Source organism: Geofilum rubicundum JCM 15548 (assembly GCF_000974365.1).
In the GTDB taxonomy this organism is placed as follows: domain Bacteria; phylum Bacteroidota; class Bacteroidia; order Bacteroidales; family Marinilabiliaceae; genus Geofilum; species Geofilum rubicundum.
The window spans coordinates 178,558-194,224 of record NZ_BAZW01000004.1 but is presented as its reverse complement, the minus strand read 5'-3'; the positions used below and the strand labels follow the sequence as shown (position 1 = coordinate 194,224).

Below are 15,667 nucleotides of genomic sequence, written 5' to 3'. Positions count from 1 at the left end.
TTGATAGGGTTTAAAGGGTAGGTAGGGATATAAGGGTCAAGAGGCGAAGTGAAACGGAGTCCCGCGAAGCGGGATTGAGATGGAAGCGAAGCGCTTCCGATTAATCGGAACTGCGCCTGCGGCTTGAGGTCCGGTGAAGCGGGATAGGATAGGTGGTTGGAATAGGGTGATAGGGTTTGAAGGGTAGATTGGGGAAAAGGGTTGATGGGGATGATAGGGTAGAGTGGGAAAGAAGGATAGGTTTGGGAGTGATATTGATATATAAAAAAGCCTTTCAGAATATTCTGAAAGGCTTTTTTTGAGCGGGAAACGGGACTCAAACCCGCGACCCTTAGCTTGGAAGGCTAATGCTCTATCAACTGAGCTATTCCCGCAAAATCGAGTGGGGGGAGGAGGATTCGAACCTCCGAAGTCGTAAGACAACAGAGTTACAGTCTGCCCCAGTTGGCCGCTTTGGTATCCCCCCGAAAACGACAGTGCAAAAGTAGTATTATTTCTTAAACCTGCAATTTATTTCTACCATTTTTATTGCAGTAATGGCAGCCTCATCGCCCTTGTTTCCATGCTTTCCGCCTGCCCGGTCTTCTGCTTGTTGTTGATTCAGAGTCGTTAATAATCCAAAGATAAAGGGTATTTTAAATTTCACATTTAACTGAGAAATTCCCTGGGTCACCCCCTGACAAACATAGTCAAAATGGGGTGTATCTCCCTGTATGACGCAGCCAAGACAAATAATGGCATCTACATCGGTTCTTTTGGCCAGGGTTCTGGCTCCGGCAGTCAGCTCAAAACTGCCGGGAACTCCAATGGTTACAATGTTTTCTTCTTTGGCGCCGTGCTTGAGCAGGGTAGCAATGGCACCTTTGTACAGGGCGTCCGTGATGGTGCTGTTCCATTCAGAAACAACGATTCCGAATTTCATGTGGTTGGCTGAAGGAACCGATTTTTCATCGTAAGATGATAAGTTTTTGAGACTTGTTGCCATAAGAATCTTATTAAGAATAAAAGAGATTGTTCGGAAAAACCAAACAATCTCTTAAATGAAAATGATTTGAATGATCTATTACAAAGAAACTCTGGTGATGTATTTGTCAATTTGACGAGCTTCTGAACTGTCCTCATATTGATCTTTAATAAGCTGGTAGCTTCCAGCGCCTCTGAGTTGTTGCCCATTTCCTCTAACAGGATACCTTTTTTGAGCGAATAAAACGGGGCAGCTATTTCGTTCTCAGATTTAATGGCCCTTGTGTACCATTTGAGCGCTTCTTCCTGATTTCCCAGTTCTACATTCGCGTCACCAATAGCGCCGTTGGCAATGGCTCCAAGTTCTTCATTATCTGTTTTGAAGTCCTTTAGGTAATCAATGGCCAATTCAAATTCACCCAAATGTAAATAACTGATGCCTGCATAATATTTTGAAAGTTTCCCAGCCTGGGTATTGCCGTAATCATCAATGAGCTCAAGAAAGCCCGGGGACATTCCATCACCATCCAGAGCTGTCTGAAATTCATCATTGCTAAAATAGTTTTGAGCATGGAAAATACTTTGTTGCGCTTCTGCATTGCGCGGCTCCATGTATAATTTTTTGTATGCCCAATAACCACCAACAACAATTATAATGGCTAAAACAATAATAGTGATGTTCTTTTGATTTTCTTCGATGAACCTTTCTGTTCTGCCCAGGGCATGTTCAACATTTTCAAGGTTGTTTTCTGCGGTGTTCTCTTTCTTAGACATACTTTTATCTGGTTAAAAATTATTTCCTAATGAGTACTTATAATAAAACACACAATACTGAAATGTAAACAGTTTTCTTATTGACACTAATTAATTTATCTCGATTTTTTCTTAATTACGCTGACAAATTTAATAATTTAGGGTTAATTAAAAACAGGTTGACCTATTTTTAATGTGATTATATTTTCAACGGTTCATTTTATTACTTTTGTGGGTTAAATAATGGTCTATTAATGTATCTGAAACGACTGAGTCTTTTAAACTATAAGAATATCCGTCAGGCCGAACTGGAGTTTGAGCCCGGGATCAATTGTTTTGTCGGGAATAACGGTGCCGGAAAGACGAATTTGCTGGATGCGGTTTATTATATGTCGTTTTGCAAAAGCTATTTCAACGCCATTGACAGCCAGCTGATTTGTCACGACGAAGATTTTTTTGTGCTGCAGGCACAGTATAATCGACAGGAGCAAGCGGAGGCCTTTTATGCAGGCCTCAAAAAGAACCAGAAGAAACAATTTAAAAGAAACAAAAAGGAATATCCGCGCTTGTCTGATCATATTGGGTTGTTACCTCTGGTTATGATTTCACCCGGGGATGAGCGACTAATTAACGAAGGGAGCGATCAACGCAGGAAATACATCGATGGGGTTGTTTCCCAATTTGATAAGAATTACCTTGCATTAATCATTAAATATAACAGGGCACTAACCCAGCGGAATGCCCTGTTAAAAGGGGCTAAAGGACGTATGTCGGCTGTTGAAGAGCAGTTGGATATTTGGAATGACCAGTTGGCAACGATTGGTGGGGCTATTTTTGACAGGCGTACGCATTTTATTGCGGAATTGGAACCGGTATTTCAAAAGTATCATCGGTTTATTTCCGGTGGGGATGAGAAAGTCGGTGTTATTTATCATTCTCATTACCAAAAGGATAATTTTGAAGAACAGCTGCAACGCAGCGTAATAAGGGATGTGGCACTGGGCTATACCACAAAAGGGGTACACCGCGACGACCTGGAATTGCTTTTAGACGGATATCCGGTGAAAAAGACTGGTTCGCAGGGACAAAAGAAAACCTTTTTTCTGGCCATGAAATTGGCGCAATATGAATTTTTGTCCAATCATTTTGGCTTTGCTCCCATCCTTTTATTGGATGATATGTTTGATAAGCTGGACGACCTGAGGGCTTCACGTTTGATAGAACTGGTCGGCAGGGAAACCTTCCATCAGATCTTCATCACTGATACCCAAAAGCCCAGGCTCTTAGAGATTGTTAAGAAAACCGGAAAGGACTTCAACTTTTACAGGGTGGCGGATGGGGAATTTACGCTTGATAATTAGTTTTTAGTGAGTTATTGTTTTGATAATAAACAAAGTATACTATGTCCTTTAAGAAATACCGATCGAATAATACGCAGTCCATACAGGCCATTTTAGAGCAAATAATTGACAGTCCCGCCCTCAGCAAGGGCATCAGAGAAACCCGTGCTGTTCAGGCCTGGAAAAAAGTGTTGGGACCAACCGTTGCTAATATCACCAAACAGATCTATATTCGTGGGGGTGTCTTATATGTCAGCCTTCATTCAAGCGTTATTCGAAACGATTTAATGATGCATAAGGACAAAATTATTCACTCCCTCAACACAGAAGCCGGGGGCAGAGTGGTATACGATATAGTCATCAGGTAGTAATTTTGCAAAAGATGCCTGGTTAATAGACAAATTCTTCCATTGAACTGAAGAAAAACCGACTTTCCCTTACGGCGCTGTCATCCGAATCAGAACCATGAATGGCATTTCGTGTTTTGTCTTTGGCATATTTCCGGCGAATGGTGCCTTCTGCTGCCTCGCTGGGATCAGTGGACCCAATGAGTTGTCTGAAATCAGCCACTGCGTTGTCTTTTTGAAGCATGGCAACAACTACGGGGCCCGACGACATAAACTCAATCAATTGGGGGAAGAAGGATCTTTCCCGATGTTCGGCATAAAATATTTCCGCTTTTTCAGCAGGTAGTTGGGTCATTTTTAATGCCCGGATATGGAAGCCGGCCTTCTCAATGTCCGAAAGAATCTGCCCCACATTATGCTGCTTAACCGCAAAAGGCTTGATCATCGTCAGTGTAATTTGTCCCTTCATGTTGTTTATATTTTATTATCGAATGGTTTGAAGATAGTTATTTTTTTTAATCCTTCATAAAAGCAGTTATAATTTGTTATATTTGCCTCACATAAGTAAATTTTTATGATGTCTTTTAGTGAACAGCTTTCCGGCCTTAAGGCCCTCTTTTCTCATTCAAAAAAAATTGTAATTGTACCCCATAAAGATCCGGATGGTGACGCCATTGGTGCGTCTTTGGGGTGGTACAATCTGCTTACGAATGCCGGTCACACAGTGACGGTGGTTTCACCCAATGACATTCCTTCTGGTTTGGTATGGATGAAAGATAGCCATCTGATTATTGATTATAGTCAAAACAGTCAATTGGGCCTCGAGAAAATCCAGGAAGCAGAACTGTTTCTTTTTCTGGATTTTAATGATATTTCACGGACCGGTCCCCTGGCCGGGGAACTTCTTAAATCAACGGCGCCAAGGGTTATTATTGACCATCACCCTTTTCCAAATATGGATTTGGCACAGATTGTTATTTCCGACACGAAAGTCTCTTCCACCTGTGAGCTGAGTTTTAAGGTGATGCGTTCTATTGGATGGAAGCTTGATGTGGATGCTGCTGAATGTTTATACACAGGCATTATGACAGATACCGGCATGCTGAATCATAATTCATCTCACGCTGAAATTTACCACACGGTGGCTGAGCTAATGGAAATAGGTATCAATAAGGATAAAGTGCACCAGGAAGTGTTTCATAGTAATTCTTTGAGTCGAATGCGCTTACTTGGGCACGCTTTATGTAATAAAATGGAATTGTTGGCTTCTGGAAAGGTTGCCTTAATTGCGCTTTCTGAAGCGGAATTAAAGCAGTTTGATTATCAGCCGGGAGATACGGAAGGACTGGTGAATTATCCCTTATCAATTGACGGTATTGAAGTTTCCGTGTTGATGACTGAGAAGAAGAAGGACTTTGTTAAGTTGTCATTCCGGTCAAGAGGTAACGTCGTTATCAATAAGTATTCTGAAACTTATTTTTCAGGCGGAGGGCACAGGAATGCTGCTGGTGGTGAAATGAAAGATCGTTTGGATGTGGCAGTTGCGTTATTGCACTCAACCATTGAGGATTATTTGCGTAATAATGGCTGGTAGTTGAGTGACCTGCTTAGGTGTTTAATTAATGCTTTTAAAGATGATTGGGTTAAATATACTTGGAAAAATATTATTGGTTTTTGTTTTCTGTAGCTTTTGCAGCTGCAGTAATTCCCAAAATAAGCGTAAAGAGCCATCACGTAGTTCTCAAATTTCATTGGAGAGGTACATAGAGATTAACAAGCAACTGGTAGGAGAGGAGCAGAAGGTGATTGCGCGATATGTAGAAGAACAGGAGCTTGATATGCAAACCACAGAAACAGGTTTGTGGTATAGCATAACTGAGCAGGGGGTTGGAGATTTCATTGAGGCCGGTAAAGTGGTGTCCTTGGAATATAAAATAAGTTTGCTGGATGACACCGTTTGCTATAGTTCTGAAAACGATGGTCAAAAAGTGTTTCTGGTGGGACAGGGGGGCGTTGAGTCGGGCCTTGAAGAAGGAATTTTGTTGTTAAAGAAGGACAGCCAAGCAACCTTTATTATGCCTCCGCATCTGGCTCATGGATTGATTGGGGATGATGACCGGATTCCCTCAAGAGCCATTTTACGGTATGAAGTAGAAGTAGTTGAAGTCAAAAATAAAAACGAAAATTAAATGGTACGAAAGTTATTTGCCGGAATAATTGTGTTTTCCCTGTTGCTGGTGGCATGCGACAAGGATGAAGAGGAAAAAGAAATTGATATTGTCGATATTGAAGTGATGGATATTGACGAATATGCCGCCCTCTATTTTCCGGATGCTGAACCGATAGATAGTATTGGTATGTATGTCATTGTAACCGAAGAGGGTGTCGGAGAAGTACCCACCGATGGCGAATTATTGTATGCCTACTATGTGGGCAAACTATTGGATAAGGCCCCCAATGAGGCCACGCCCTTTGATACACTGCATCATCGGCCTGACAGTATTTCCAATAATAGCCTGATCAGTTTTCATATGAATATGGATAAAGAGGCTGTGCGGCAATATATCAGTGTTGGTACAGTGGTTTTGCCCAATTAAAAAAAGGCAGCAAGGCGGTTTTTCTTATTCCTGACAGTCTGGCCTATGGCGATAGTCGCAGAGGGATTATTCCACCCAATGCCGCCTTAATGTTTGAAGTTGAATTATTGCGTATAAAGTAAAAATGTAACAGAAATGAAGATCTTAAATAAAAAATACTTCTATGGCTGGATGGCCGCAATAATAATGAGTCTTTCGGTGGCAACAGGTTGCGATGATCCCTATGCGAATCAGGTTGACTATGGTAAGCTGGAAAAAGAAGAAGCCGATTTACGCTTGGCGTTTTTTGATTTGGTTAAAGATAGCTTGCTGGAACTTTCTACGGATTCTGTTGATAAACTGGATGAAGAGGGATGGGTCTCCTTTGAAATCGAAAAAGGTTCGTCTGATTCCGTCATGGCGGGGAAAAGAGTCGCTTTTAAATATACCTATTATTACGTATTCAGGGATGACGAAGGTGTGCCTGTGTTATCGCCGAAAAATACCAATATTGGAACGGGCACTTTGGCTACTTATACCGTTGGTTCCATGGGACAACAGGATAGTGAAGTTTTGCCCGGTGTTGATTTAGCCATCAGGCATATGTGCCTCTACGGAAAAAGCTATATTCTAATGACGCATTCCCTGGCTTTTAATGACTATTATCCGGTAGTTGCGGAAATTGAGGTGGTGGCCATGGATTTGGACTAAAATCATAAATCTGAGGCTGTTAATTATTTCAGATTCGAAGACGACGCATCACGGTGAAGCATTTGGTTTTGTATGAATTCGTGATGAGGGAGCCTACAAACAAACACTTGGATAAAAAGGGATAGCTTTTCTGCTATCCCTTTTTTATGCTACCCTCTACCATAGTTTATATTTAAAAGCGGAGCACCCATGCTTTAATAAAACACACTTGCTCTTACCTAATACCTGACGACCTAATAATCTAACGACCTATTGTGTCAAGCAAATCAATTTATTAGTAACTGGTTAAATAAGTTCAATCTATCTATTGTAATCAAAATAAATTTAAAAGCATCAGTAATGAAATTGTATAAAAAGGGGCTGTCGCCCTTTGGTGACAGCCCCTTTCCCCCATTTGAATTAAAAACCAGGTAAAACTTTCAATTACGGGGTGTGAACATAGTTTAAAGATGTTAGTAGTTGTATGAACTCTGTCCATGTTCGTGAATATCCAGACCTTCTTCTTCTTCTTTTCTGGATACTCTGAGACCAACGGTTTTCTTAAGTATGGTGAACAGGATGTAAGCTCCAGCAAAAGACCATAGACCAATGGCGAAAACACCTATCGCTTGTACGCCCAGGAGAGACCATCCTCCGCCGTAGAACAAACCACCTTCGGTAGCAAACAGACCTACCATCAGGGTTCCAAATGCACCACAAATACCATGTACGGTAATAGCACCAACAGGGTCATCAACTTTTAGCACCTTGTCGATAAGCTCAATACCAAATACCAGAACAACACCAGCCATAGCACCAATGATCACTGCGCCACCAGGTGAAACAATGTCTGTACCTGCAGTGATGGCCACCAATCCGGCAAGGGCACCGTTGAGCGTCATACTCAAATCCGGTTTTCCGTAACGCTTCCAGGTTAAAAACATGGTTACAACAACCGCTGCTACAGCTGAAAGGTTTGTGGTTACAAAAATGTGAGCAATGGCAAATACATTGTCGCCAGATGCAGCTAATTGAGAACCAGGGTTAAAACCAAACCATCCAAACCAAAGAATGAAGACCCCAAGTGCACCAATTACCATGTTGTGACCAGGGATGGCATTTATTTTGCCGTTGGTGTATTTTCCAAGTCGTGGACCAACAATGGCTGCTCCCGCCAAAGCTACCCAGCCTCCCACAGAGTGAACTACTGTAGATCCGGCGAAATCATGGAAGCCTAATTCTGACAACCATCCGCCGCCCCAAACCCAGTGACCTGAAATTGGGTAAATGACCAGGGTGATGATGAGGGTAAATATCAGATAAACTGAGAATTTTGTTCTTTCAGCCATTGCACCAGAGACAATAGTGGCGGCGGTGGCAGCAAACATGGTTTGGAATATAAGAATGGCCATATCCGGCACATCATTGCCGTATTCGGCTGTGAAGAAGAAGTTAAAACCTCCTATAAAACCGCCCACTGAGGGGCCAAACATGATGCTGAATCCAACAAACCAGAAGACCAGTGAACCAATGGATAGGTCCATCAGGTTTTTCATGATAATGTTTCCAACGTTTTTAGCTCTGGTGAAACCTGCTTCCACCATCCCGAACCCGGCCTGCATGAAAAAGACCAATACAGCTGCGATTAGTATCCACACTGTATCAATAGAAACGGCGCTTTCACTTGCTACTTTTGCAATATCTAATGTATCCATAGCGTTTAAGTTTAATTTGATTTAGGTTACTTTTTTACATAAAGGGTTTCAGGACCAGATTCGCCTGTGCGAATCTTGTAGGTTTCTTCAACATTGGCAATAAAAACTCTTCCATCGCCAATTTCGCCTGTCCTGGCTGCCCTTGTGATGGCTTCAACCGTTTTATCAACGTTTTCATCACGGACAACAATGGATATTAAACGCCGCTCAATAATGCTGGTGTCATAAACGTTTCCACGATAAAGATGACCTTCTATCGCTGTCCCTACACCTCTTACATCCCAATAGGAAAAGAAAGTGATGTCTTGTTCTTCAAGGGCTTTTCTTACCTCTTCGTATTTGGTAAGTCTGATAATTGCTTCAATTTTTTTCATTTTGTCAGGTTTTTAATGTTTCGTTACAGCCATACCGAAGGTTGTTGGTTCAGGGGAACAACCTTTGGTATTTTAACTGCTGTGGGGGGAAACTGGTTAATAATTAAAAGGAGACGCCTACAACTAAATGAAGCTGTTCTGAATTGGGGTTCAAAATAACGGCTCCATTCATAGGGATAGCGAAAGAATCTGTGATTTGAATGTCTTTGCTGGTGCCAATTCCTACGTTAACCACCTCAAAGTTGCCAGTAGAACTGTGCCAGCCGTCTCCGGCTCCAACAAACAGGTCGAAGGCGCCTGCTCCATAGCCGAGCTCAAAGTAGGTGTCGCCTCCCTCGGCCCCGGCACCGTCCCGGGAGTCGTTTACAATGTAATTGGCAGCGAACGAAAAGCTGGATACTTCATAACCCAGGTTAAGTTCGATGGCATGACTTGAAACGCCCTCGTCTAACTCGAACCAGGATGTGCCGGGGTAATAATAGGAGGTGGCACCCAGACTAAGACCGAAGTCAAAGGCATAAGAGGCATACAAATCGGCTTCTCCAAATGCTCCAACTGCACCGTTACCGGTAGAGTAGGCTCCCCAGGCACCTAAAGTGAAGTTGCCTGATGTGAAGGTGATGCTTGGTTGTAAACTGGGAGAGTTTCCAAAGTCAACTCCACGAAACACGTATCGGTTGTAAAAATCTAAACCAACACTTAATTCCTGGGCTTTCATTCCGGTGAAGAATGCGATCCCCATTGTTAAAAATAGTAGCTTTTTCATGGCTTGGTAGTGTTTAAATTAGTAATTAGGAAAAATTTATTAAGTTTTTAGGTTGACACCCCCTTTTTTGAATGGGGTACAATGCAAAACTATGCATATTTTTCATCACCCCCCTTATTTTTTATGTGAAAAAATCTAAAAAAGGCATTTTTTTATTACAAAGGGGTGTTTTTTAGGGGGTGCATGCTTATAAATTGATGCTAAAAGTTGAATTGCCCCTATAGTTTGAAGCCAGATGAATAAAATTGTTTTGTTGTAGGGAAAACAGGCATCATTGCCAACGGTTATGATCTTTGATTCATACTTCCCGCTAAGTGCAGGTGGGCTAAAGAAAAAAATGAACTTTTAAAGCAACCATTGAGGCAGGTTGGCATCATAAAGGAAAATCAATAAATAATTATAGATATGAGAAGAAATTTTTATTTGGTATGGGCACTTTTGGTGGTATTTGCTTCAGGCTGTTCAATGGACAATGAAGAAAGTGAGTATTATCAATACACTTTGGGAGTGGTAGAGGGGAATAGTGCCTCTACGTTTATGATTTTTACCGATGGCGGGGAACGCTTGCGCCCTGTGGAGTTTCAGCCAACCAATTATGAGATAGAGGAGGGGAAAAGAGTATTGGCGCGCTACTCGGTAATTGAAGAAAGTGATTCAGAGACCTATGACTATTCTGTAAAGCTGGCTTCCATTTCAAATGTGTTAACCAAGCAGATCGTTGTTGCCAATGAGGAAGTCCGGGATACCATTGGTAATGATCCAGTTACCATTAACTGGCTTTCCATTGGCAATGGATATTTAAATGTTGACTTCGCTTTTTGGGCCGATTCTGAACCTCACTATTTTGATTTGGTGCTCGATTCTACCAAACAAGATAAAGAAGGGTTTATTACGCTCAATTTTCATCACAATGCTAAAGAAGACATCAAATACATGCAGTATTCCGGGCTTATAAGTTTTCCGTTGGAAATGCTTGAGGATGATGCTGCAGATAGTGTTAAGTTGCTTTTTACTTCAAAAAAAGAAGATAACAGTATTTTTACAAAGGAACTGGAGTATAAATATGGCGAAGAGGAGTAAGGGGGGAAACATTATTTTTTAGCAGCGTTTCTGTAAACTGATTTTTAACAGATAAGAGTGAATGGGGTTGGCCAACGGCACAGCCCCATTTGCATTTTTACCATTAAAAAGTGGCATTTTTAAATAGTATTCAGGACATTTGTTCCTGAACCAATCTAAAAATAAAGCTATGGAAGAAATTACCTCATTATTGCCTGAAAAAGAAAAGCTGATAGAACTGACCATGACCTATGGCGGAAGGCTTTTGTTGGCATTAATTACCCTTATTGTTGGACTTTGGCTGATTCGAAAGCTCGATAAGGGTTTAAGTAAAGCCTTTGAAATGCGCTCAGTGGACCAAACACTTCGGGGTTTTTTGGGAAAATTAATTGGTCTTACTTTAAAGATTTTGTTGTTGGTGAGTGTTGTTTCCATGTTGGGCGTCCAAATGACATCCTTTATTGCTATTCTGGCTGCTGCAGGATTGGCCATAGGTATGGCCCTTTCGGGCACCCTGCAGAATTTTGCAGGAGGGGTGATGCTTTTAATTTTTAAACCATTTAAAGTGGGAGATTTTATTGATGCTCAGGGACACATGGGAACGGTTAAAGAGGTGCAGATTTTCCATACCATTTTAAATACCCCGGATAAAAGAACGGTGATCATTCCCAATGGTGGATTAAGTAATGGTAGTATGACTAATTTTTCTACCGAACCTATCAGACGTTTGGAATGGACTTTTGGTATCAGCTATACAGATAACATTGACAAGGCCAGAGAGATTATTTTGGGCATTGTCAGTTCGGATGAACGCGTGCATAAAGACCCGGCTCCCTTTGTGGGCCTCATTAATTTAGGTGATAGCTCGGTTGATTTAGTGACGCGGGTTTGGGTTTATGCAGCAGATTATTGGGATTTGTTTTTTGAAATAAATGAAAAAGTTAAAAAGGCATTTGACACTCAGGGGATTTCTATTCCGTTTCCACAGAGAGATGTCCATTTGTTTCAGCCCAAACAATGAATTATAAATCATTCTCATTTTAACAACAGGTATAATTAACTCTAACAACGCAATTTTATGGATAGAAAATGGATTATCATTGGTCTGAGCCTTTTGTGTTCGATAAGTTTATGGGCGGAGGAAAAAGCAGACAGTTTATTGAACTGGCAAAAGGGCGGGGATCTGTCATTAACATTTTCTCAGGTTTCTTTAAATAACTGGTCGGCCGGCGGGCGCAATTCCATGTCGGGTACTTTTTTGTTTAACTCTTTTGCCAATTACAGGGTCAACAAAAGTGCCTGGGATAATTCACTCACGGTCGGTTATGGATTGACCCAGCAAGGAAGTGATAACCTTATAAAAACGGAAGACAGGATACTACTGGCCTCAAAGTATGGTTACAACGCAGGCAATAACTGGTTCTATACGGGCTTGTTCGATTTTAGAACACAAATGACGACCGGCTATGATGATCCTCCTGAAAACACCCAGGTTATGTCGGAGCTTATGGCTCCCGGGTACCTGCAACTTTCACTGGGTATGGACTATAAGCCCAATGACCATTTTACCTTATACATGTCTCCGCTCACCTTAAAGACTACCTTTGTGCTGGATGACACTTTGTCTGAAGCCGGAGCCTATGGTGTGGAACCCGGAGATAAATACAGAAGCGAGTATGGGGCTTCGCTGAAGTCGGTTTATAAAAAGGACGATATTATCAACAATGTTAACTTTTTTACCCGTTTGGATTTGTTCTCAAATCTGGCTGAGGATCCGCAACATATTGATGTGCAATGGGAAGGGCGGCTGAATTTTAAGTTTAATGATTATTTAACGGCTGTCTTCGCACTGAATCTCCTTTATGATCATGATATTAAGTCGACCGAAGAAGTGAATGGTGAAATAATAGAACGTGGACCAAAGTTGCAATCCAAGCAATTGCTTGGATTTGGATTGAATTATGAATTCTAATACTAATAGATAGCTGTATTTTAAGAGGTTGCCTTGTCGGGTATCCTCTTTTTGCATTTGAGGTGACATCTTTATCCCAATAACTGCTACATTTGTCCGTAACGAACTATTTATTTATGTCATCCAGCAATAGATTACCTTGGTTTTATTGGCTTTATCAACCCTATAAATGGTTGGTTTTTGTGCCCCTGATGCTTATTAATTCCATCCTGTTTGCCATCCTTGCTGCTCTGCTGGCTTTTGTTTTCTCACCCCGGGCAGGCAGCTTTATGGGGAGTTGCTGGGCACGCATAACCTGCTGGCTGACGCCAGTCAGCGTTTTTGTCAGGGGTAAGGGAAACATTACCCCTAAAAAGTCGTATGTAATTGTGGCCAACCATCAAACCGGGTGGGATATTTTTCTTTTGTATGGTTATTTGCCAATGGACTTTAGATGGGTGATGAAAAAGGAACTCAGAAGACTTCCCTTCATTGGTTATGCCAGTGAAAAAGTGGGCCATATTTTTATTGACCGGACTTCTCCCAGGGCTGCCATGCAATCATTGGAAGAAGCTAAGCGAAAGTTGGTTAATGGTCAATCTGTTTTGATTTTTCCGGAAGGAACCAGGAGTAACAGCCAACAAATGCGACCGTTCAAAAAAGGGGCATTTAAGCTGGCCTATGAATTGGGCCTGGATATTTTACCCGTTACTATTGTGAACAGTTGTCGGATTAAAAGAAGGGGCTTTTTTAACCTGGTACCGGGTAAGGCCGGATTGGTCATTCATCCAATGATTCGTAAAGGTTTGTTCGAAAATGATTTAAATGGTTTGATTAACCATACCCGGGAAGTAATTGGTGCTGCTTTGCCAGAAGAGTGAACTTTGAGATGATGTTTTTATAAAAACCAAATGGATATGCAAAGGATAGGGGTGTTGTTGGTTGTTTTAATGTCTTTTTTTATTCAAGGTGCCGATAGTCAGGAGCGTTTATCTACCAAAAGCCGGTCGGCCATCAAGAATTACGAAGAAGCCCGGTCGCATTACGGTGGCGGGCGTATAGAAAATGCTTTGGAAGCCCTTTATCAGGCCCTTGATAAAGATCCTGATTTTATTGAAGCTTATTTGGTTTTGGGAGATATTTATAACAGCCAAAACATGCACCAGCAAGAGATGGAGGTGTTGATTAAGGCTGTGGAGATTGATTCTACATTTTTTCCCATGACCCTGTTTAATATCGGGGTAGCTGCCGTCAAATCCGGCAACTATTCAGAGGGTATTGAATGGCTCGAGAAGTTTAAGTGGCAATATAGTGACAATCGCAATGCTGCATTGGTAAAGGAGTGGCTGGAGCGTGCCCGGTTTTCATATGAGGCCGTAGGAAATGCCTATGATATTGAATTGATTTCTGCAGGCATCGGCGTTAACAGTGCGTACGATGAATATTGGCCAAGTTTAACTGCGGATGAACAGACGCTTGTTTTTACTGTTTTGGTTCCACGGGACGAGCAGCTGTTCCAGGAGCGGGATTTGCCAAAATCTTCTCTGTATTTTCAGGAGGATTTCTACCTGTCTCAGAAAGATGAGAATGGTTTGTGGCAGAATCGGTCTTTTTTGCCCGGGAATATTAATACGGACGGCAATGAGGGGGCTCAAACCTTATCGGCCGATGGCAACTGGATGTTTTTTACCGCTTGCGGAAGATCCGATGGCAGAGGGAGTTGCGATATATTCTTCTCGCAATGGAGAGGAACGGGTTGGAGTCAACCCGTTAATCTGGGCATGCCTGTAAATTCACCCTATTGGGAAAGTCAACCGACTTTTTCTTCGGATGGCAAGACCCTTATGTTTGTTAGTAACCGACCCGGTGGTCGTGGAGGTAAAGACATCTGGCAGGCAACCATACAAAACATTAACAGGGATGGAGTTCCAGTATTTGGTGATCTGATCAATCTGGGTCCCAACATTAATACCTCTAAAGATGAAAACTCCCCCTTTATTCATCATGATAACAAAACCCTTTATTTTGCTTCAGACGGATGGGCTGGGATGGGCGGAATGGATCTGCACTTTAGCCGGAAAATGGAAAACGGAGGGTGGCGACAGCCGGTTAATTTAGGCTTTCCCATTAACACCCCGGGAGATGAAATTGGATTGGTTATTAATGCACGGGGCAACAGGGCCTATTTTTCAAGCGACGGGCGGGAAGAAGAGGTGACGGCTAAGAATATTTACATGTTTAATTTGCCGGAACCCTTTAGACCAGATCCGGTTTTGTATGTCAAAGGGCGGGTTTATGACATTGAAACAGGGGAAACGTTGCCGGCAGATTTTGAGTTGAAGGACTTATCGTCCGGTGATATCATTGTGACCACACAAAGTAACCGATTCTCAGGTGAGTTCCTGGTGTGTTTGCCGGTAGGGGGTAAATATGCCTTCAAAGCGGATCATCCGGGATATATGTTTTATTCCGGTCATTTTGATTTACACAAGGGGCATTCTTTGGAAAAGCCTTATCAATTGGACATTGGCCTCCAGCTGTAAGAGCGGGCGCAAAAATGGTGCTGGAAAACATCTTTTTTGAGTTGGATTCCTATGAACTGCGCTCAGAGTCCAAAATTGAACTGGATGGATTGGCCGATTTTCTTCGTGATAACCCGACTGTTAGTATTTTGATTGGAGGTCACACCGATAATCTGGGGCAGGCTGCTTATAATCAATCGCTGTCAGAGAATCGGGCCAAATCGGTCTATAGCTATTTGGTTAAAGGAGGTGTTGATGCTTCCCGGTTAAAATATAAGGGTTTTGGCATGAATCAACCCATAGCGGATAATGAAACGGAAGAAGGACGCGCCAAAAACAGACGGACAGAAATTACGATTTTATAATTTGGTAATCCCTTTAATAGATCGTTAGGTATTAGGTAGGAGCAAGTCCTTACAATCAACACCCCTTTCAGTCCCTTAATCAGGAACGACTAAAAGGGGTGTTTTTTATAGAAGAAATGGGCTTGACTTCGACAAATATTACGTGGATATGAAATCTTATTGTTAATATTTATTAAATTTGTAAGGGGCGGTGGTTTATGGCCACTAATTATGGCTGTCCGGAATAGCCATAATTCCAGTTTTGTA

General features: G+C 41.9%; 20 protein-coding genes and 2 tRNA genes. 13 read left to right on the top strand and 9 right to left on the bottom strand.

Going from position 1 to position 15,667, the window contains the following annotated elements; genetic code table 11:
- From JCM15548_RS22910 to JCM15548_RS03960, 5 genes are all read right to left on the bottom strand, one after another.
- Positions 1-320 (bottom strand): hypothetical protein (locus JCM15548_RS22910; protein WP_227625430.1); only part of this gene is annotated, 320 nt, incomplete at its 3' end.
- Positions 302-374 (bottom strand) — tRNA-Gly (locus JCM15548_RS03975). The genes JCM15548_RS03975 and JCM15548_RS22910, both read right to left, overlap by 19 nt.
- A gap of 9 nt (positions 375-383) precedes the next feature.
- A tRNA-Tyr gene (locus tag JCM15548_RS03970) sits at positions 384-466 on the bottom strand.
- Between the two features lie 24 nt (positions 467-490).
- Positions 491-985, bottom strand: a complete 495-nt coding sequence (ribH, locus tag JCM15548_RS03965) for a 6,7-dimethyl-8-ribityllumazine synthase (RefSeq protein ID WP_062122534.1) — start codon at positions 983-985, stop codon at positions 491-493.
- A complete protein-coding gene (locus JCM15548_RS03960) occupies positions 919-1,737 on the bottom strand; it encodes a YfgM family protein (RefSeq protein WP_227625429.1) in 819 nt (272 codons plus the stop codon). The genes ribH and JCM15548_RS03960 overlap by 67 nt, the downstream gene beginning before the upstream one ends.
- 233 nt (positions 1,738-1,970) lie before the next feature.
- Between JCM15548_RS03960 and recF the strand changes: the two genes are divergently transcribed.
- Positions 1,971-3,077 (top strand): DNA replication/repair protein RecF, encoded by a 1,107-nt coding sequence (recF, locus tag JCM15548_RS03955; protein WP_062122533.1) that lies wholly within the window; start codon positions 1,971-1,973, stop codon positions 3,075-3,077.
- Positions 3,078-3,118: 41 nt separating this feature from the next.
- Positions 3,119-3,424, top strand: a complete 306-nt coding sequence (locus JCM15548_RS03950) for a DciA family protein (protein ID WP_062122532.1) — start codon at positions 3,119-3,121, stop codon at positions 3,422-3,424.
- Between the two features lie 22 nt (positions 3,425-3,446).
- Here JCM15548_RS03950 and ndk read toward each other — a convergent pair whose 3' ends face one another.
- Positions 3,447-3,872 carry a nucleoside-diphosphate kinase gene (gene ndk, locus JCM15548_RS03945; RefSeq protein WP_062122531.1) on the bottom strand — a complete coding sequence of 142 codons (426 nt, stop codon included), beginning with the start codon at positions 3,870-3,872 and terminating at the stop codon, positions 3,447-3,449.
- 105 nt (positions 3,873-3,977) lie between these two features.
- Here ndk and JCM15548_RS03940 point away from each other — a divergent pair, with 105 nt between their 5' ends.
- From JCM15548_RS03940 to JCM15548_RS03925, 5 genes are all read left to right on the top strand, one after another.
- Complete coding sequence (locus tag JCM15548_RS03940) at positions 3,978-4,997, top strand: DHH family phosphoesterase (protein WP_062122530.1); 1,020 nt, start codon at positions 3,978-3,980, stop codon at positions 4,995-4,997.
- Between the two features lie 157 nt (positions 4,998-5,154).
- Positions 5,155-5,592 (top strand): FKBP-type peptidyl-prolyl cis-trans isomerase, encoded by a 438-nt coding sequence (locus JCM15548_RS03935; RefSeq protein ID WP_227625428.1) that lies wholly within the window; start codon positions 5,155-5,157, stop codon positions 5,590-5,592.
- Positions 5,593-6,000, top strand: a complete 408-nt coding sequence (locus JCM15548_RS03930; protein WP_062122528.1) for a hypothetical protein — start codon at positions 5,593-5,595, stop codon at positions 5,998-6,000.
- Positions 5,964-6,122 carry an FKBP-type peptidyl-prolyl cis-trans isomerase gene (locus JCM15548_RS26130; RefSeq protein ID WP_083984957.1) on the top strand — a complete coding sequence of 53 codons (159 nt, stop codon included), beginning with the start codon at positions 5,964-5,966 and terminating at the stop codon, positions 6,120-6,122. Before JCM15548_RS03930 ends, JCM15548_RS26130 begins: the two co-directional genes overlap by 37 nt.
- Positions 6,123-6,135: 13 nt before the next feature.
- On the top strand, positions 6,136-6,690 hold the full coding sequence (locus JCM15548_RS03925) for a hypothetical protein (protein WP_062122527.1): 555 nt from the start codon (positions 6,136-6,138) through the stop codon (positions 6,688-6,690).
- A gap of 452 nt (positions 6,691-7,142) precedes the next feature.
- Here JCM15548_RS03925 and JCM15548_RS03920 read toward each other — a convergent pair whose 3' ends face one another.
- The 3 genes from JCM15548_RS03920 to JCM15548_RS03910 form a co-directional block, all read right to left on the bottom strand.
- Positions 7,143-8,384 (bottom strand): ammonium transporter, encoded by a 1,242-nt coding sequence (locus JCM15548_RS03920; RefSeq protein ID WP_062122526.1) that lies wholly within the window; start codon positions 8,382-8,384, stop codon positions 7,143-7,145.
- A gap of 26 nt (positions 8,385-8,410) precedes the next feature.
- Entirely contained in the window at positions 8,411-8,758 is a 348-nt protein-coding gene (locus JCM15548_RS03915) for a P-II family nitrogen regulator (protein ID WP_062122525.1), read from the bottom strand.
- Positions 8,759-8,861: 103 nt separating this feature from the next.
- Entirely contained in the window at positions 8,862-9,524 is a 663-nt protein-coding gene (locus JCM15548_RS03910; RefSeq protein ID WP_157482388.1) for a TorF family putative porin, read from the bottom strand.
- A 405-nt stretch (positions 9,525-9,929) separates the two neighbouring features.
- On the opposite strand from JCM15548_RS03910, the gene JCM15548_RS03905 reads away from it, so the two are divergent.
- The 6 genes from JCM15548_RS03905 to JCM15548_RS22905 all read left to right on the top strand — a co-directional run bounded on the left by JCM15548_RS03905 (position 9,930) and on the right by JCM15548_RS22905 (position 15,421).
- Positions 9,930-10,604 (top strand): NigD1/NigD2 family lipoprotein, encoded by a 675-nt coding sequence (locus tag JCM15548_RS03905; RefSeq protein ID WP_062122523.1) that lies wholly within the window; start codon positions 9,930-9,932, stop codon positions 10,602-10,604.
- Positions 10,605-10,773: 169 nt separating this feature from the next.
- Positions 10,774-11,604 (top strand): mechanosensitive ion channel family protein, encoded by an 831-nt coding sequence (locus tag JCM15548_RS03900; protein WP_062122522.1) that lies wholly within the window; start codon positions 10,774-10,776, stop codon positions 11,602-11,604.
- A gap of 57 nt (positions 11,605-11,661) precedes the next feature.
- Positions 11,662-12,555 (top strand): DUF3078 domain-containing protein, encoded by an 894-nt coding sequence (locus JCM15548_RS03895; RefSeq protein WP_062122521.1) that lies wholly within the window; start codon positions 11,662-11,664, stop codon positions 12,553-12,555.
- A gap of 116 nt (positions 12,556-12,671) precedes the next feature.
- Entirely contained in the window at positions 12,672-13,415 is a 744-nt protein-coding gene (locus JCM15548_RS03890) for a lysophospholipid acyltransferase family protein (RefSeq protein ID WP_062122520.1), read from the top strand.
- Positions 13,416-13,451: 36 nt separating this feature from the next.
- The gene (locus JCM15548_RS03885; RefSeq protein ID WP_227625427.1) at positions 13,452-15,077 is read left to right on the top strand and encodes a flagellar motor protein MotB; all 1,626 of its coding nucleotides are present in this window, start codon (positions 13,452-13,454) and stop codon (positions 15,075-15,077) included.
- A gap of 14 nt (positions 15,078-15,091) precedes the next feature.
- Positions 15,092-15,421 (top strand): OmpA family protein, encoded by a 330-nt coding sequence (locus JCM15548_RS22905; RefSeq protein WP_227625426.1) that lies wholly within the window; start codon positions 15,092-15,094, stop codon positions 15,419-15,421.
- Positions 15,422-15,667: the final 246 nt, after the last annotated feature.

What these genes read in the sequence shown, in the direction of transcription:
- JCM15548_RS03905 (WP_062122523.1), top strand. Translation starts at nt 9,930, where the DNA reads ATGAGAAGAAATTTTTATTTGGTATGGGCACTTTTGGTGGTATTTGCT.
- JCM15548_RS03960 (WP_227625429.1), bottom strand. Translation starts at nt 1,737, where the DNA reads ATGTCTAAGAAAGAGAACACCGCAGAAAACAACCTTGAAAATGTTGAA.
- JCM15548_RS03915 (WP_062122525.1), bottom strand. Translation starts at nt 8,758, where the DNA reads ATGAAAAAAATTGAAGCAATTATCAGACTTACCAAATACGAAGAGGTA.
- JCM15548_RS03930 (WP_062122528.1), top strand. Translation starts at nt 5,593, where the DNA reads ATGGTACGAAAGTTATTTGCCGGAATAATTGTGTTTTCCCTGTTGCTG.
- ribH (WP_062122534.1), bottom strand. Translation starts at nt 985, where the DNA reads ATGGCAACAAGTCTCAAAAACTTATCATCTTACGATGAAAAATCGGTT.
- JCM15548_RS03950 (WP_062122532.1), top strand. Translation starts at nt 3,119, where the DNA reads ATGTCCTTTAAGAAATACCGATCGAATAATACGCAGTCCATACAGGCC.
- ndk (WP_062122531.1), bottom strand. Translation starts at nt 3,872, where the DNA reads ATGAAGGGACAAATTACACTGACGATGATCAAGCCTTTTGCGGTTAAG.
- JCM15548_RS22905 (WP_227625426.1), top strand. Translation starts at nt 15,092, where the DNA reads ATGGTGCTGGAAAACATCTTTTTTGAGTTGGATTCCTATGAACTGCGC.
- JCM15548_RS03920 (WP_062122526.1), bottom strand. Translation starts at nt 8,384, where the DNA reads ATGGATACATTAGATATTGCAAAAGTAGCAAGTGAAAGCGCCGTTTCT.
- JCM15548_RS03910 (WP_157482388.1), bottom strand. Translation starts at nt 9,524, where the DNA reads ATGAAAAAGCTACTATTTTTAACAATGGGGATCGCATTCTTCACCGGA.
- JCM15548_RS03890 (WP_062122520.1), top strand. Translation starts at nt 12,672, where the DNA reads ATGTCATCCAGCAATAGATTACCTTGGTTTTATTGGCTTTATCAACCC.
- JCM15548_RS03895 (WP_062122521.1), top strand. Translation starts at nt 11,662, where the DNA reads ATGGATAGAAAATGGATTATCATTGGTCTGAGCCTTTTGTGTTCGATA.
- recF (WP_062122533.1), top strand. Translation starts at nt 1,971, where the DNA reads ATGTATCTGAAACGACTGAGTCTTTTAAACTATAAGAATATCCGTCAG.
- JCM15548_RS03885 (WP_227625427.1), top strand. Translation starts at nt 13,452, where the DNA reads ATGCAAAGGATAGGGGTGTTGTTGGTTGTTTTAATGTCTTTTTTTATT.
- JCM15548_RS03940 (WP_062122530.1), top strand. Translation starts at nt 3,978, where the DNA reads ATGATGTCTTTTAGTGAACAGCTTTCCGGCCTTAAGGCCCTCTTTTCT.
- JCM15548_RS03900 (WP_062122522.1), top strand. Translation starts at nt 10,774, where the DNA reads ATGGAAGAAATTACCTCATTATTGCCTGAAAAAGAAAAGCTGATAGAA.
- JCM15548_RS03925 (WP_062122527.1), top strand. Translation starts at nt 6,136, where the DNA reads ATGAAGATCTTAAATAAAAAATACTTCTATGGCTGGATGGCCGCAATA.